The sequence below is a fragment of the Methylobacterium sp. Gmos3 genome, assembly GCF_056430985.1.
The window spans coordinates 288,895-304,355 of the sequence record NZ_JBWJYL010000002.1; the positions used below are offsets into that span (position 1 = coordinate 288,895).

At 69.1% G+C, this 15,461-nt stretch carries 17 protein-coding genes; 7 read left to right on the forward strand and 10 right to left on the reverse strand.

The genetic code is table 11. The features are described from left to right. Positions 1–2: 2 nt before the first annotated feature. Complete coding sequence (gene ftsY / locus ACS5Q7_RS04880) at positions 3–1,331, reverse strand: signal recognition particle-docking protein FtsY (RefSeq protein ID WP_478338292.1); 1,329 nt, start codon at positions 1,329–1,331, stop codon at positions 3–5. Between the two features lie 44 nt (positions 1,332–1,375). On the opposite strand from ftsY, the gene ACS5Q7_RS04885 reads away from it, so the two are divergent. Further along, positions 1,376–2,056, forward strand: coding sequence for an RluA family pseudouridine synthase (locus tag ACS5Q7_RS04885; protein WP_478338293.1), 681 nt, complete (start codon positions 1,376–1,378; stop codon positions 2,054–2,056). On the opposite strand, the gene mtaB is transcribed toward ACS5Q7_RS04885, so the two are convergent. Together mtaB and dapF are read right to left on the reverse strand one after the other, a co-directional pair. Then, positions 1,996–3,279, reverse strand: a complete 1,284-nt coding sequence (mtaB, locus tag ACS5Q7_RS04890) for a tRNA (N(6)-L-threonylcarbamoyladenosine(37)-C(2))-methylthiotransferase MtaB (protein ID WP_478338294.1) — start codon at positions 3,277–3,279, stop codon at positions 1,996–1,998. The two genes, ACS5Q7_RS04885 and mtaB, sit on opposite strands and share 61 nt — an antisense overlap. Next, positions 3,276–4,166, reverse strand: a complete 891-nt coding sequence (dapF, locus tag ACS5Q7_RS04895; RefSeq protein WP_478338295.1) for a diaminopimelate epimerase — start codon at positions 4,164–4,166, stop codon at positions 3,276–3,278. Before dapF ends, mtaB begins: the two co-directional genes overlap by 4 nt. Before the next feature lie 198 nt (positions 4,167–4,364). On the opposite strand from dapF, the gene ACS5Q7_RS04900 reads away from it, so the two are divergent. The 5 genes from ACS5Q7_RS04900 to tam all read left to right on the forward strand — a co-directional run bounded on the left by ACS5Q7_RS04900 (position 4,365) and on the right by tam (position 8,660). Then, positions 4,365–5,141 (forward strand): GyrI-like domain-containing protein, encoded by a 777-nt coding sequence (locus ACS5Q7_RS04900; protein WP_478338296.1) that lies wholly within the window; start codon positions 4,365–4,367, stop codon positions 5,139–5,141. A gap of 113 nt (positions 5,142–5,254) precedes the next feature. After that, entirely contained in the window at positions 5,255–5,998 is a 744-nt protein-coding gene (locus tag ACS5Q7_RS04905) for an endonuclease III domain-containing protein (protein WP_478338297.1), read from the forward strand. Between the two features lie 107 nt (positions 5,999–6,105). Then, complete coding sequence (gene trpS, locus ACS5Q7_RS04910) at positions 6,106–7,155, forward strand: tryptophan--tRNA ligase (RefSeq protein WP_478338298.1); 1,050 nt, start codon at positions 6,106–6,108, stop codon at positions 7,153–7,155. Next, positions 7,152–7,856, forward strand: coding sequence for a haloacid dehalogenase type II (locus tag ACS5Q7_RS04915; protein WP_478338299.1), 705 nt, complete (start codon positions 7,152–7,154; stop codon positions 7,854–7,856). Before trpS ends, ACS5Q7_RS04915 begins: the two co-directional genes overlap by 4 nt. A gap of 21 nt (positions 7,857–7,877) precedes the next feature. Then, positions 7,878–8,660 carry a trans-aconitate 2-methyltransferase gene (tam, locus tag ACS5Q7_RS04920; protein ID WP_478338300.1) on the forward strand — a complete coding sequence of 261 codons (783 nt, stop codon included), beginning with the start codon at positions 7,878–7,880 and terminating at the stop codon, positions 8,658–8,660. A 45-nt stretch (positions 8,661–8,705) separates the two neighbouring features. On the opposite strand, the gene ACS5Q7_RS04925 is transcribed toward tam, so the two are convergent. The 6 genes from ACS5Q7_RS04925 to ilvN all read right to left on the reverse strand — a co-directional run bounded on the left by ACS5Q7_RS04925 (position 8,706) and on the right by ilvN (position 12,458). Further along, positions 8,706–9,359, reverse strand: coding sequence for a pyridoxamine 5'-phosphate oxidase family protein (locus tag ACS5Q7_RS04925; RefSeq protein ID WP_478338301.1), 654 nt, complete (start codon positions 9,357–9,359; stop codon positions 8,706–8,708). Between the two features lie 109 nt (positions 9,360–9,468). After that, on the reverse strand, positions 9,469–10,488 hold the full coding sequence (ilvC, locus tag ACS5Q7_RS04930; RefSeq protein ID WP_243955280.1) for a ketol-acid reductoisomerase: 1,020 nt from the start codon (positions 10,486–10,488) through the stop codon (positions 9,469–9,471). A gap of 132 nt (positions 10,489–10,620) precedes the next feature. Continuing rightward, the gene (locus ACS5Q7_RS04935) at positions 10,621–11,262 is read right to left on the reverse strand and encodes a glutathione S-transferase family protein (protein ID WP_478338302.1); all 642 of its coding nucleotides are present in this window, start codon (positions 11,260–11,262) and stop codon (positions 10,621–10,623) included. Between the two features lie 20 nt (positions 11,263–11,282). Then, positions 11,283–11,648, reverse strand: a complete 366-nt coding sequence (locus tag ACS5Q7_RS04940; protein ID WP_478338303.1) for a type II toxin-antitoxin system PemK/MazF family toxin — start codon at positions 11,646–11,648, stop codon at positions 11,283–11,285. After that, positions 11,632–11,868, reverse strand: coding sequence for an AbrB/MazE/SpoVT family DNA-binding domain-containing protein (locus tag ACS5Q7_RS04945; protein ID WP_478338304.1), 237 nt, complete (start codon positions 11,866–11,868; stop codon positions 11,632–11,634). The genes ACS5Q7_RS04940 and ACS5Q7_RS04945 overlap by 17 nt, the downstream gene beginning before the upstream one ends. Before the next feature lie 47 nt (positions 11,869–11,915). Further along, complete coding sequence (gene ilvN, locus ACS5Q7_RS04950; RefSeq protein ID WP_478338305.1) at positions 11,916–12,458, reverse strand: acetolactate synthase small subunit; 543 nt, start codon at positions 12,456–12,458, stop codon at positions 11,916–11,918. Between the two features lie 110 nt (positions 12,459–12,568). On the opposite strand from ilvN, the gene ACS5Q7_RS04955 reads away from it, so the two are divergent. Beyond that, on the forward strand, positions 12,569–13,504 hold the full coding sequence (locus ACS5Q7_RS04955; RefSeq protein ID WP_478338306.1) for a class I SAM-dependent methyltransferase: 936 nt from the start codon (positions 12,569–12,571) through the stop codon (positions 13,502–13,504). Between the two features lie 15 nt (positions 13,505–13,519). On the opposite strand, the gene ACS5Q7_RS04960 is transcribed toward ACS5Q7_RS04955, so the two are convergent. Beyond that, positions 13,520–15,295 carry an acetolactate synthase 3 large subunit gene (locus ACS5Q7_RS04960; protein ID WP_478338307.1) on the reverse strand — a complete coding sequence of 592 codons (1,776 nt, stop codon included), beginning with the start codon at positions 15,293–15,295 and terminating at the stop codon, positions 13,520–13,522. Positions 15,296–15,461: the final 166 nt, after the last annotated feature.

Consider the following 15,461-nt stretch of genomic DNA (forward strand, 5'->3'; position numbering starts at 1 on the left):
TCTCAGTCCCGTTCCAGGCCGGCGACGGCCCTGGCGAAATCGCGGGCCGCGAAGGGCTCCAGATCCTCGACGCCCTCGCCGACGCCGATGAAGTGCACCGGCAGGCCGAACTTCGCCGCCAGCGCCACGAGGATGCCGCCCCGCGCCGTGCCGTCGAGCTTGGTCATCACCAAGCCGGTAATCGGTGCGGCCTGCGAGAACAACTCCACCTGCGAGAGGGCGTTCTGGCCGACCGTCGCGTCGAGGATCAACAGCGTCGCGTGCGGCGCCTCAGGATCCTGCTTGCGCAGGACGCGGACGATCTTCTCCAACTCGGCCATCAGGCCGGTCTTGTTCTGCAAGCGGCCCGCCGTGTCGATCATCAGGATGTCGGTGCCTGCCGCCTGCGCCTGCTTCAGCGCATCGAAGGCGAGCCCGGCCGCATCCGCCCCCTGTGCGCCGCTGATGACCGGCGTACCGGTGCGGGCGCCCCAGACGTTCAGCTGCTCGATGGCCGCCGCGCGGAACGTGTCGCCGGCCGCGAGCATCACCGAGCGGCCCTCGGCTCGGAACTTCGAGGAGAGCTTGCCGAGGGTCGTCGTCTTGCCCGCGCCGTTGACCCCGACCGTGAGGATCACGAACGGCTTCTTGGTGCCGTCGATCTCCAGGGACTTCGCCACCGGCTCCAGCGCCCGCTCGACCTCGGTGGCGAGGATGGCGCGTACCTCGTCGGGGGAGATACCCTTCTCGTAGCGCCCCTTGCCGACCGCCTCCGAGATTTTCATCGCGGTCTCCAGGCCGAAATCGGCCTGGATCAGCGCGTCCTCCAGATCTTCGAGGGTGGTGGCGTCGAGCTTGCGCTTCGTGAACAGCCCCGTCACCCGGTCGGACAGGGCCGTGGAGGTGCGGCGCATCCCCGAGGTCAGGCGGCTCCACCAGCCTTTGGCCTCCGGCTCGCGGTCGGGGCCCGCGCCGGCATCGTGCGCCAGGGCGGCGGCGGTGTCGGTCGGCTGGATGTCCGGGTCGAGGGCGACATCCGGCTCGAGTGAGACATTCGGCTCGCGGTTCATGGTGCCGGTATCGACCGGATCCGCACCGTGCGCCGGCCGGTCGCCGGCCGTGCCCGTGGGCGGCTTCTCGTCCTCGCCCTCGACGGGCAGCAGGTCGGCGCCCTCCGTGGCGTCGATGGCGCCTTCGTCCTCGGGCAGCGGGATGTGTTCCACATCCTCCGCACCCGTGGCGAAATCCGGCTCGCCCTCGGATGGGGAGGCCGGCAACTCGTCCTTGACCTCGTCCTTGCCCTTGCGCCCGAACAGGCGCCCGAACCAGCCGGGCTTGTCCTCGCTCGTCATAAACCCTCGCCTTCCGCCCGAATCCGTCGCATGTCCCGAATCCGATGCCTCATACAACCGACATAGGCGCGCGCCTCCTGTATCGCGATGCCCTGGTGCTCGTCATCGACAAGCCGGCGGGTCTTCCGGTCCATCCCGGCCCCCGTGGCGGCGAGACGCTGACCGACCATCTCGACGCGCTCCGCTTCGGCCTGCCCCGCCGGCCGGAAGCGGCGCACCGCCTCGACCGGGACACGTCGGGCTGCCTCGCGCTGGGCCGTCACGCCAAGGCGCTGGCCCGCCTCGGCAAGCTGTTCTCCGGCAACCTCGCCGGGAAGACCTATTGGGCCGTGGTCTCCGGCGGTCCCTCCGAGGAGGCCGGCAGCATCGACATGCCGCTCGGTCGCCGCTCCTCCGATCCGCGCTCGTGGTGGATGAAGGCCGACCCGGACGGCGACCCGGCCCTCACCCATTGGCGCGTCCTGGGCCGAGCCGAGGGACGGACCTGGCTCGAACTCAAGCCGGTGACGGGCCGCACCCATCAACTGCGCGTCCATTGCGCCGAATCGGGCTGGCCGATCCTCGGCGACCCGATCTACGGCGGCGCGCCGCGCGGGAGCGCCCTGCACCTGCACGCCCGCGCCCTGTCGCTGCCGCTCTACCCGAAGCGAGAGCCCATCGTCGTTCAGGCACCGGCTCCGGTGCATATGGAGGCGGCCCTGTCGGCCTGCGGCGCGACAGCCTGAGGCTCCGCGATCAGCCGTGCTCCGTCGTGGCCGACGATCCGCGCCGAGATGAATGTCCCCGGCGCGATGCCCTCGCCGAGGAGTACCGGCGAGAAATCCTCCGCACGGCCGGTGCCGCCGCGCTCGGCCAGCACCGTCAACGTCTTCCCCACCTGCTGCGCCAGATGCCGGGCGCGGGCGGCATCGCCCGCCTCGCGCAGACGCGCGGCGCGGTCGCGGATCGCCTCCGGCGCCACCGGGGGCATTCGCGCGGCCGGGGTGTCGGGGCGGAGCGAATAGGGGAAGACGTGGAGATGCGTCAGGCCGCATTCCTCGACCAGGGCGAGGGTCTGGCCGAACTGTGCCTCGGTCTCGGTGGGGAAGCCCGCGATCAGGTCCGCCCCAAAGACGAGGCCGGGCCGGGCGGCGCGGGCCTCGGCGCAGAAGCGGATCGCGTCGTCGCGGGAATGGCGGCGCTTCATGCGCTTGAGGATGAGGTCGTCGCCGGCCTGCAGCGACAGATGCAGATGCGGCATCAGCCGAGGCTGCCCGGCGATGGCCTCGAGCAAGGCGTCGTCGGCTTCCACGGAATCGATGGAGGAGAGGCGCAGCCGGGCAAGACCGGGCACCTCCGCTAGGATCCGAAGGACGAGGCCGCCGAGGGACAGGCTCTCGCCAAGATCGCGGCCATAGGCGGTGAGATCGACCCCGGTGAGCACCACCTCGCGCCCGCCGGCCTCGACGGCGCGGGCCACCTGCTCCACCACCGCGCCCGCCGGCACGGAGCGGGAGCGCCCGCGCCCGAACGGGATGACACAGAAGGTGCAGCGGTGATCGCAACCGTTCTGCACAGGCACGAAGGTGCGGGTATGCCCCGCCATCGCCGGCACGTCCGCGCGCTCGGCGGTGAGGGCTTCCATCACCGCCCCCGGACCCCGCGCCGCGCCGGCCCAGGCGGCGGGGTTCAGCTTCTCCGCATTGCCGATCAGCCGCCCAACCTCGGGCATGGCGCGGTAGGCCTCGGTCTCGACCTCGGCGCCGCAGCCGGTCACGACGATCTCGGCCTCGGGATTGGCACGGGCGGCGCGCCGGATCGCCTTGCGCGCCTGCCTCCCGGCTTCCTGCGTCACGGCGCAGGTGTTCACCACGAGGCGCGGGCGCCCGTCGCCAGCGGCGAGGCGGCGCATGGCCTCCGTCTCGACGGTGTTGAGCCGGCAGCCGAAGGACAGGGTCTCTACGCTCAACAATCGATCCCGGCGAACAGCTCCGGCGCGAAGGTGCCTTCCGCGACGAGGGCGACGGGGCCAGTCATCAGCACGTGATCGTCGGCCCGCCATTCCACGAAGAGGTCGCCGCCGGGCAGGCTCACATTGGCCTGCCGGCCGATCATCCGCAGGCGCGAGGCCGCCACCACCGTCGCGCAGGCGGCCGTGCCGCAGGCGAGCGTCAGTCCCGCACCGCGCTCCCAGACGCGGAGCTTGATCGCCTCGCGCCCCAACACCTGCGCCACCGAGATGTTGGCCCGCTCGGGGAAGACCGGATGATTCTCGAGAAGCGGGCCGACCCGGCCGAGATCGTACCCATCCGGGTCCGTCTCCACGAAGAACACCGCGTGCGGGTTGCCCATGTTCACCACGCCCGGCGAGTGCAGCACCGGGTTGTCGATCGGCCCCACCTGCAACTCGATGCGGCGTGTATCCGGGAAAGGCTCGGCCAGCGGGATCTCGTCCCAGGCGAGGTGCGGACGGCCCATGTCGACGGTGAAGGACCGCTCGGAATTGCGGCGAACCCCGACGCGGCCGGCACTCGTCTCAAGGAGCAGGCGGCTGCCCTCGGCGGGCCGGGCCATGGCCGGATCGTCCAGCATCGCGTAGGCGACGCAGCGGGTGCCGTTTCCGCAGGCGCCGGATTCCGATCCGTCCGTGTTGTAGATGCGCATGAAGGCATCCGTCCCCGCGCTCACGGGATCGTGCAACACCATCAATTGATCGAACGACGAGCCCGGATCGGCCGCGATGGCCCGCGCCTCGGCCGCCGAGACGCGCACGGATGTGCCGCGCAGGTCGAGCACCACGATGGCGTTGCCGGCGCCGTGCATCTTCAGGAAACGTCGATAAGCGAGTGCGCTCATACGAAGGAATCTGCCGGAGGGGTTTGCGCGCTTATGGCAAACCCGGCGCCGGAGCGCGAGGGCGCGACAGCGTTGCAGATCCGCCGCACAGGCCGGGACCCGTGGCGGACGGCCTCGCGGCCCCGCCGGAACCGAATTACCTTAACGCTCGGCCGCCGCGAGACCCCGAGTCGCCGCCGCCGATGGGAGCCCACCCGCGTGACCCGTTGCCGTCGCCTCGTCCCCGCGCTCTGCGCCCTCGCCGCCGGGCTGGCCACAGCCCTGCCGCTGGCCGCGCAGCAGCCGCCCTCCCCGGCACAGACCAATCCGCTGCCGACGACCACCGCGCCGAACCCGCCGGCCGACCCGAACAAGAGCGCCGCCCCGGCGCCGGAGCAGGCGATCGTACCGCCCCCCGCAGGCCAAGCGGCGCAGCCCCCCGCAGGCCAAGCGGCGCAGCCCCCCGCGGGCCAAGCGGCGCAGCCCGCCGATCCATCGCGCCCGCCCCTCGTCGCCAAGCCCGCCGAGGCGGGGGACGTCGATGAAGTGACCCTGCCCGCGAAACCCGCCGCCATTCTCGCCGGCAAGGCGAAATGGGAGGAGGCCGTGCAGGGCCTGCAGAAGGCGTTCGCGCAGATCGAGGTCGACCTCGCCAGGGCCGGGATTAAGCCCGCCGGGCGCCCGCTCGCCGTCTTCACCAAGACGGAGGACGAGGGTTTCGACTTCGAGGCGATGATTCCCGTCGCCGCGGCCCCGAGCACCGCCTCGGCGGCCGGAGACGGCCTGCGCTTCGGCACCACGCCCGCCGGCAAGGCCCTGCGCTTCGCCCACCGGGGCTCCTACGAGGGCATCGACACCACCTACGAAACCCTGACCGCCTATCTCGATGCCAAGGACATCGTGGTTCAGGACAAGTTCGTGGAGGAGTACGTGACCGACCTGAAGGACGGCGCGGACGACACCCTGGACGTCAACATCTACGCGTTGCTGAAGTGAGCCTCATGAGCGGACCTCCCCTCGCTCGGCTGCTCCAGCCACGCGAAGTCGGACATTTTGCCGCCTCCGACTCCGACCGGGAACGTGGCCAAGCTGGCGGTGATTTGCCGGTCATGTTCGCCGCGAACGACCATTCGCCACCCAAGGTTGTATCTCCCGCCGGGGTGGACGGCGTCTCCGCTCTCGCGCTCGTGGTGCACGCGCGCCTCTGCGCCGTGTACAAATGCCCGATCCCGTATTTCAGCGCGCTGGAGCCGCTGTCGGAACTCGTTTCGGCGCTGCTCTCGCACCGGACGCGCAATGCCGCTTCGGGCAAGGCCTTCGAGAGCCTGCGAGCCCGTTTCCCGACCTGGGAAGAGGTGATGCGCGCCGATCTCGCGGAGATCGAGGAGGCCATCGCCGGTGTGACGTGGCCGGAGCTGAAGGCGCCGCGGATTCGCACCATCCTGTCGGCCATCGAGGCCCGGGCCGGAAGCCTGAGCCTTGATTTCCTCGCCAACCTGTCGCCGGAGGAGGCAAGGGCCTGGCTGGAGCAGTTCCCCGGCATCGGCCCGAAGACCAGCGCCGCCGTTCTCGCCTTCTCGTCCCTGCGGATGCGGGCGCTGCCGGTGGACAGCCATCATCACCGCGTCGCCCAGCGCCTCGGGCTGATCGGCCCCCGCGTCGGACTCGGGCCGGCGCATGTCCTGTTGCTGGCGCAACTGCCCGCCGAATGGTCGGCGCAGGATGTGTACGACAACCATGAGATCCTGATGATGCACGGCCAGAAGGTCTGCCATCATCGCCGCCCCGCCTGCGGTCGCTGCGCCCTGGTCGATCTTTGCCCCAGCGCCCTCATGGAGATGCGCGAGCCCTGAGCCTCTCCTCCGCTTGACCCTTCGGCGGCGTGGTTCCACTAACCGGCGCCCGGCTGGCGAGACGTGACCCCGTGAGACCCGGCCCTTCACTGTCAGGATCGGCGCCGATGGCCGCGTTCAAGGAATTGGTGTTCTCCGGCGTCCAGCCGACCGGCAACCTCCATCTCGGCAATTACCTCGGCGCCATCCGGCGTTTCGTGGAGATGCAGGGGCGGGAGGCGCAGTGCCTCTACTGCGTCGTCGACATGCACGCGATCACCGTCTGGCAGGACCCGGAGGCCCTGCGCGGCCAGATCCGCGAAGTCACCGCCGCCTTCCTCGCCGCCGGGATCGATCCGAAGCGCTCCATCGTGTTCAACCAGAGCCAGGTGCCGCAGCACGCCGAGCTCGCCTGGGTGTTCAATTGCGTCGCCCGCCTCGGCTGGCTGAACCGCATGACCCAGTTCAAGGAGAAGGCGGGCAAGGACCGGGAGAACGCCTCCATCGGCCTCTACGACTATCCCGTGCTGATGGCCGCCGACATCCTCGCCTACCGCGCCACCCATGTGCCCGTGGGCGAGGACCAGAAGCAGCACCTCGAACTGACCCGCGACATCGCGCAGAAGTTCAACACCGATTTCGGCGCGTCGATCACGGCGCAGGGCCATGGGGAGGGCTTCTTCCCGATCACCGAGCCGATCATCGGCGGCCCGGCGGCGCGGGTGATGTCCCTGCGCGACGGCACGAAGAAGATGTCGAAGTCCGACCCATCGGACAATTCGCGCATCAACCTGACGGACGATTCGGACGCCATCGCCCAGAAGATCCGCCGGGCGAAGACCGATCCCGAGCCCCTCCCCTCCCAGGTGGCGGGGCTGAAGGAGCGGCCGGAGGCGGACAACCTCGTCGGGATCTACGCGGCGCTCGCCGGCACGACCCGCGAGGACGTGCTGCGCGAGCATGGCGGCGCCCAGTTCTCGGCGTTCAAGCCGGCGCTGGCCGACCTCGCCGTGTCGAGCCTCGCGCCCATCGCCGCCGAGATGCGCCGGCTCTCGGCCGATCCTGGCCATATCGAAGCCGTCCTCGCCGATGGCGCCGAGCGGGCCGAGGCCATCGCCCAGCAGACCCTGGATGCGGTGAAGGACATCGTCGGGTTCGTGCGGAGGAAGCGGGGATGACGGTGCGGGCGCTGGTCTTCGACGTCTTCGGGACGCTGGTCGATTGGCGCTCCGGCGTCGCGCGGGAGGCGCGGCGCCTCCTCTCCGCGACGGCCCCGGACCTCGATGCCGGCGCCTTCGCCGATGCGTGGCGGGGTCGCTACCAGCCCTCGATGGAGACCGTGCGGTCGGGCGCCCGCCCCTTCGTCGATCTCGACACGCTGCACGCCGAATCACTCCCCGACGTGCTGGCGCAGTTCGGCATCTCGGACGTGTCCGACGCGGTACGGGCTGAACTGGTCCAGGCGTGGCATAGGCTCGACGCGTGGCCCGAGGTGCCGGCCGCGATGGCGCGCCTGTGCGAAAACTTCCTTCTGGCGCCCAACTCGAACGGCCCGGTGCGGCTGATGGTGGACCTCGCCCGCCGCAACGGCCTGATCTTCGACGCGATCCTCGGCGCCGGCTATTCCCGCGACTACAAGCCGAAACCCGCCCTCTACCGGGATGCCGTGGCCGCCTTCGGCTTCACGCCGGAGGAGACGATGATGGTCGCCGCGCATTCGAGCGATCTCGCGGCGGCGGCGAGCCATGGGCTCTCCACCGCCCACATCGCCCGGCCTTTGGAGCACGGGCCGGCGGGCGGCGAGACCGGGCCGAGCGTGCCCGTGACCTACGCGGCCTCCGACCTGTCGGACCTCGCCGACCAGCTCGGCTGCCGCTGACGCGCGAGAGGGGAGCCCCTGATGGCCGATTGGAACCCCGCCCTCTACACCCGCTTCGAGGACGAACGGACCCGCTCGGCGGCCGACCTGCTAGCCCGCGTGCCCCTCGAAGGGCCGACGCTCGCCTTCGACCTCGGCTGCGGGCCGGGCAACTCGACGGCCCTCATCGCCGCCCGGTATCCTGAGGCCGAGATCGTCGGGCTCGACACCTCCCCCGCCATGCTCGACAGCGCGCGGGCGCGCCTGCCGCATCTGCGCTTCGGCCTCGCCGACGCCGCGACCTGGGCACCGGAGCAGGCGCCGGACCTGATCTACGCCAACGCGGTGCTGCAATGGCTGCCGGATCACCCGACCCTGCTGCCGCGCCTGTTCGGCCTCCTGGCGCCGGGCGGGGTGCTCGCTGTGCAGATGCCGGACAATCTCGCGGAGCCGAGCCACCGCCTAATGCGCGAAGTCGCGGCCTCCGGCCCCTGGGCGGCGGCCATCGGGGACCCGGCCGTGGCGGGTCGCCTCGGCCGGATGCTGGAGCCCGCCGGCTATTACGATCTTCTCGCGCCGCTGGCCGCCGAGGTCGATGTCTGGCGTACCGCGTATCACCACCGCATGGCCGATGCGGCGGCCATCGTCTCCTGGGTGAGCGCTACGGGGCTGCGCCCGTTCCTCGATCCCCTGGACGCGGACCAGCGCGCCGGCTTTCTCGCGGCTTACGAAGCAGCCATCGATGCCGGCTACCCGCCCCGGACGGACGGGCGCCGGCTGCTCGCTTTCCCGCGCGTCTTCATCGTGGCGCGCAAAGCCTCCTGACACCCTTCCGTCATTGCGAACGACGTCGGCGGGTGATCTGTGAGATCAGCCCTGTCCGCGCGCGACGAGTTCGCCGTAGGCGCCGAGGTCTAGTTCACCTTCAGCCGCGACCCGCGCCCGATCCTCGTCCGCGATCACCGGCTGCACGAAGTCCAGGCGCTTCCACTGCGCCAGCGGCGTCTCCGTGCCGTCCTTCGGCACGTAGCGGCTCTGCTCGACCTTCGTGTAGCGGTGGATGTAGCGGGGGCAGTTCACCCACAGCGTCTCGACCTCGACGCGCACGATGTACTGCGCCTCCGGGTAGCTGCTCTGGAGCGGGTCGTCCCTCAAAATCCGCGCGGTGCCCTGGACGCGCAGGCGGTGCGGCGTCTCGAAATCGATGAACAGCAGGCCGACCTTCCCCTGGCCGACGATGTTGCCCATCGACAGGAACATGCCGTTCCCGTCGTAGCCGGGGAAGGCGAGCGTCGTATCGCCGACCACGCTTACAACGCCGGTCGGGCCGCCCTTGTAGGAGACGGTCGGATTGCCCTGCTCGTCCACGGTCGAGAGAAAGAACATGTCGCGCGATTCGATGAAGGCGCGGTCCTGCGCGTCGATGGCGCGGTGGACGTGGTGCTTGTCGAGGAAGTCGGCGAGTTTCGTCGTGCCGAAATCGTCCTGAAGGGCGCGGTGCGCGTCACCGTACAGCGTGTCCAAAGGCTCCTCCCTTACTTGTCGTTGGAGCCGTTCTTTCCAGAGGCGGCGCGCAAAGAAAAGGGCCGGCCCCATCCCTGGAGCCGGCCCCTTTGTCTCACGGTGGGAGAGATCAGTTGCGGGTCTTGTCGACCAGCGCCTTCTCAGAGATCCACGGCATCATGCCGCGCAGCTTGGTGCCGACTTCCTCGATCGGGTGAGCGGCGAGCTTGGCGCGGGTGGCCTTGAACGAGGTCTGGTTGACCTTGTTCTCCAGCATCCAGTTGCGGGTGAAGGTGCCCGACTGGATGTCGTTCAGCACGCGCTTCATCTCGGCCTTGGTCTCGGGCGTGATGATGCGCGGGCCGGTGACGTACTCACCGTACTCGGCCGTGTTGGAGATCGAGTAGTTCATGTTGGCGATGCCGCCCTCGTAGATGAGGTCGACGATCAGCTTCACCTCGTGCAGGCACTCGAAATAGGCCATCTCCGGGGCGTAGCCCGCCTCGACCAGGGTCTCGAAGCCGGCCTTGATCAGCTCCACGAGGCCGCCGCAGAGCACGGCCTGCTCGCCGAACAGATCGGTCTCGCACTCTTCCTTGAAGGTGGTCTCGATGATGCCGGCGCGACCGCCGCCGTTGGCGGAAGCGTAGGACAGGCCGAGGTCGTGGGCGTTGCCCGAAGCATCCTGGGCGATGGCGATCAGGGTCGGCACGCCGCCGCCGCGCAGGTACTCGGAGCGCACGGTGTGGCCGGGGCCCTTCGGGGCGACCATCAGCACGTCGAGATCGGCGCGCGGCTCGATCAGGTTGAAGTGCACGTTCAGGCCGTGGGCGAAGAGGAGCGCGGCGCCCTGCTTCATGTTGCCGGCAAGCGACTCGCGGTAGATGTCGCCCTGCAGCTCGTCGGGGGTGAGCATCATCACCACGTCGGCCCACTTGGCGGCCTCAGCGACCGACAGGACCTTGAAGCCTTCGTGCTCGGCCTTCTTGGCGGTAGCGGAGCCCTCGCGGAGCGCGATGACGATGTCCTTCACGCCCGAATCGCGCAGGTTGAGCGCGTGGGCATGGCCCTGGCTGCCGTAGCCGACGATGGCGACCTTCTTGCCCTTGATCAGGTTCAGGTCGGCGTCGCGATCGTAATAGACCCGCATGGCGGCAATGTCCTCTTTCGTGTCGATGAGCGCGCGCGGGCGCTCCGTGGGTGTGCGGCCGTGCGATAGCGCGGGCTTTTAGCCGCGCAAGCCTCTGAACGGAAGGCCAAACCGTACAGGGCTGATCCGCCGTCAGGCCGGCAGCGCCAAGCCCTCGCGGGCGAACACGGCTTGCACCGCCGGCCGGGCGGCCACGCGCTTGGCGTGCGCCGTCCAGGCGGGGAAGCGACCGGCCATGTCGAACTTCAGAACCTGCCCGCGTCCCCAGATCCAGAAGACCATCAGGTAGGCATCGGCCACGGTGAAACGGTCGCCGACCGCCCAGCCCCCGTGGGACAGCCGCACCTCGGTCATGGTGCAGAGGTCGCCGTAGGTGTCGGCGCCCTTGGCGCGGATGCCGTCCTGGGCGTCTTCGTCGTCCGTGTAGCGCTCGGCGCGGCGGACATGGGCGTAGGTGACGTGATGGTTGCAGGCGAGCCAGCCGAGCCATTCGTCGGCGATGGCCATCTCGCGCAGATCCGCCGGCCACAGGCCCGTCTCCGGCACCTGCCGGGCGACGTGGCGCATGATCGCCGAACATTCAGTGAGAACCCAGCCGTCCTCGACCAGCGCCGGCACCCGGCCCCGGTCGTTGATGGCGAGGTATTGCCCCGAGCGCTGGTCCCCCCTGGCGAGATCGAGGGCCTTGCCTTCGAAGGGCAGACCGGATTCCTCAAGGACGATATGCGCCGCCAGCGAACAGGCGCCGGGGGCGTAGTAGAGGGTGCGGGCCATGGGGAATACAGCGTCCTGACTCATTGGAAGGCGGCGAGACCCAGAAGGTTTGCCAGCTTTTCGCGAACGAGATCGAGCGTGATCGACGGCACACGATCGATCGGTCGAAATCCGCGAGACGCGCGATCGACGTTGCGGATCTGATCCGTGAGGATCGCGCCCGAAATCGCCAGCCCTTCCGGCAGGATCACCTTCGTCGGCCAGGGATCGACATTGCGCGTGACCGCGCAGACGATGGCTGTCGCATTCCGTACGTGGTAGCCGCGATTCGTCAGGATAAGCCCAGGACGGACGCCGCTCTGCTCACGACCGAGAGTCGGCCTGAAATCCACCCAGACGAGGTCGCCCGCATCGGGAAGGGCGAAGTCCTCACGACCAGTCATCATCGATGATCTCGGCGCCGACATCCGGCCCCCAATCGACGACAGGGGGGCGCTTCGCGGCACCGAGTCGATCCATCTCGGCAAGCATATCCTGAAGAGTTTCCCGTCTGCGCAGGGGAAGGACGTCCACGATCTGGCCGTCGGCCAGTCCGTGTCTGGCTCCTTCGACGGCAGGGATACGAATGACGTATTCCCCGCCCCGCCGCACCAGCTTCGCTTCCATCAGGGCAACTCCACCACGCGCACGATCATACCGCAATCGGCCTCATCCTAAAGCGGCTCCGCCCCCCGGCTCATCGCGGCGATGCCGGTGCGGCAGATCTCCACGAGGCCGATCACGCTCATCAGGCGCACGAACCGATCGACCTCCTCCGTCGCGCCGGTCAGCTCGAAGACGAACGAGTTGAGCGTCGCGTCCAGGGTCTTGGCGCCGAAGGCGGCGGCCAATCGCAGCGCCTCGCTGCGGTGCTCGCCCTCGCCCTTCACCTTCACGAGGCAGATCTCCCGCTCCAGGGCGTTGCCCTGAAGGGTCAGGTCCACGACCCGGTGCACGGAGACCAAACGATCCAGCTGCGCCTTGATCTGGTCGATGACGGCGTTGGTGCCCGTGGTGACGATGGTGATGCGCGAGATGTGGCGCGCCTCCTCCGTCTCGGAGACGGTCAGGCTCTCGATGTTGTAGCCACGGCCCGAGAACAGGCCGGAGATCCGAGCCAGGGCGCCGGGCTCGTTGTCCACTATCACCGCCAGCGTATGACGGTTCACCGACTCGACCCGGACCGGCTCCGGGTAGTGGGTGTTCATCGCGTTCATGCCCGTGGTCCCGTCCTGTCGTTGCGGCCCGCGAAGGGCCCGCCCCTGCGAAGTTCCGCCCCGGAGGATCGCCTGGACGCTCCCCGAGACGCATGATAACGGCGCGGCCGATGACAGCCCGACAGCGCGCCCTCGATGCCGTGTGCCCCAGCGGACGCCTCGGCGTCGAACTCGGCCCCCTGAACCGGCCCCTGATCCGGCGTGAGGACGGCGAGATCCTCTATGCCGACCATCGCGCCACCGACGATCTCCGCGCGAAATACGCCGGCCACGAGTCGGTCATCGGACCCGAGGCGCAACCGATCGTCGAGGTCGATCTCGTCCTCGAGCACCAGAGCCTCGCCGAGGCCCTGGGACCGCGCGCGCCCGTGGACTACATCGTGGCCAGCCACGTCATGGAGCACATCGCGGACCCGCTCGGCTGGCTGAACGAACTCGCCGCCGTGCTGCGCGAGGGAGGGGTGATCTTCCTCGCGGTCCCCGACAAGCGCTTCACCTTCGATTTCCACCGCCGACCCTCCACGACGGCGGACCTCGTCGGCCACCATCTGGCGGGGGCGAAGCTCGCGAGTCCCACCCAGGTGTTCGACTACGTGTCCCGCGTCGCCGAGGTCGACCCCTTCGCCGTCTGGGCCGGCAGGCAGCGCGATCCGAAGCCAATCTTCGAAGGCCAGCTCGTGCGGGCGCTCGACGATGCGCGCAACGTCGCCGCCCATGGCAGCTATTACGATGCCCATTGCACGGTCTACACGCCCGCGAGCTTCCTCGAAATCTTTCGCGAGGTGATCGAACTCGGGCTGATCCCGTTCGAGATCGCCCGCATCGACCCGACCGAGCGCAACACGATCGAGTTCTTCGTGACGCTGCGCAAACGCGAGACGGCGAGCCCGGCCGAGCGCGCCGCCGCGACGCCGCGCCTCGACCCGCACCGGCACGGCGAGTGGCCGGACGTGCCGGTGCGCGGGCTTTGGCGGCGCCTCGCCCTGGCGCTGCGGATGCTGCGCACCGGCAGCATCCGCGGGTCTGAGGAGGGCCGGCACGGCTGATCCCCGGTTCGGGACTTAGACCAGCATCTTCCCTTCCTCGGAGATCACGTCGCCCAGCTCGACGCCGGTCTCGCCGAGGTAGTCGGAGAGCAGCATCTCGTTGTGCGCCTTGCCCGAGGGGATCATCGGGAAGCAGTTCTCGGTCTTGTCGACCACGCAGTCGAACAGGACCGGGCCGTCATAGGCGAGCATCTCCGCGATGGACGCGTCGAGATCACCCGGCTTCTCGCAGCGCATGCCCTTGGCGCCGTAGGCCTCCGCGAGCTTCACGAAGTCCGGCAGGCTCTCGGAATAGCTCTGCGAGTAGCGCGAGCCATGGAGCAGTTCCTGCCACTGGCGGACCATGCCCATGTACTCGTTGTTCAGGATGAACACCTTCACCGGCAGCCGGTACTGGATGGCCGTGGACAGCTCCTGGATGTTCATCAGGATCGAGGCTTCGCCCGCGATGTCGATCACGAGCCCGTCCGGGTTGGCGAGCTGCGTGCCGATGGCGGCCGGCAGGCCGTAGCCCATGGTCCCGAGGCCGCCGGAGGTCATCCAGCGGTTCGGCTCCTCGAACTTGAAGTACTGCGCCGCCCACATCTGGTGCTGGCCGACCTCCGTGGTGATGAAGGTCTTGCGGTCCTTGCACGCCTCGTAGAGCCGCTGCACCGCGTATTGCGGCTTGATGATCGTGCCCGACGGCCAGTAGGCGAGGCAGTCGCGCGCCTTCCACTGGCGGATCTTCTGGAACCACCCGTCGAGGTTCGACTTTTCTGGCTTCGACGGCAGGGCGCGCCAGGCCTCCAGCATATCGGCGAGCACGTAGGCGCAATCGCCGAGGATGCCGACATCCACCTTCACGACCTTGTTGATCGAGGAGGCATCGACGTCGACGTGAATCTTCTTCGAGAAGGGCGAGAAGGCGTCGAGGCGGCCGGTGATGCGATCATCGAAGCGCGCGCCGATGCAGATCATCACATCGCATTCGTGCATCGCGAGGTTGGCCTCGTAGGTCCCGTGCATGCCGAGCATGCCCAGGAACTTCTCGTCCGACCCCGGATAGGCGCCGAGGCCCATCAGCGTGGAGGTGATGGGGAAGCCGGTCTCGGCCACCAGCTCACGCAGCAGGCGCGAGGCCTCAGGCCCGGCGTTGATGACGCCGCCGCCGGTGTAGAAGACCGGCCGGCGCGCGCCGGCCATCAGCTCGACGGCCGCGCGGATGCGCTCCGGATCGCCCTTCACGGCCGGCTTGTAGGTCTTGTGCCGCATCGTCGTGGGGCGCTCGTAGAGGCCCGTGGCGAACTGGATGTCCTTCGGCAGGTCGATGACGACCGGGCCGGGGCGACCGTTCTTCGCGACGTAGAACGCCTCGTGCAGGATGCGCGGCAGGTCCTCGATCGATTTCACGAGGTAATTGTGCTTCGTGCAGTGCCGGGTGATGCCGACCGTGTCGCATTCCTGAAAGGCATCGGTGCCGATCAGGTGCGTCGGGACCTGGCCCGTGATGCAGACCAGCGGGATCGAATCCAGCATCGCATCGGTGAGGCCGGTGACGATGTTGGTGGCACCGGGGCCGGAGGTGACGAGGACGCAGCCGACCTTGCCGGACGAGCGGGCATAGCCCTCGGCGGCGTGAACGGCGCCCTGCTCGTGGCGCACGAGGATGTGCTTCACCGCCTCCTGGTGAAACAGCGCGTCGTAGATCGGCAGCACCGCGCCGCCCGGATAGCCGAAGAGCGTATCCACGCCCTGATCCTGGAACGCCCGGATGACCATCTCGGCCCCGGTCATGACCTCGCCGCCCATGTCCGTCTCCTCGTCCTGTCGGCCTTTACGTCGGCCGTCCCTCGTTCCGATGCGCCTGTCGCGGGCAATAAAAAAGGGTCCCGAGGGACCCTGCATGCGCCACCAGCCGGATCGCGGCTCGTGCTAGAGCCGCCCGGTCGGTGACGCCACCGCTACAATAAGGACC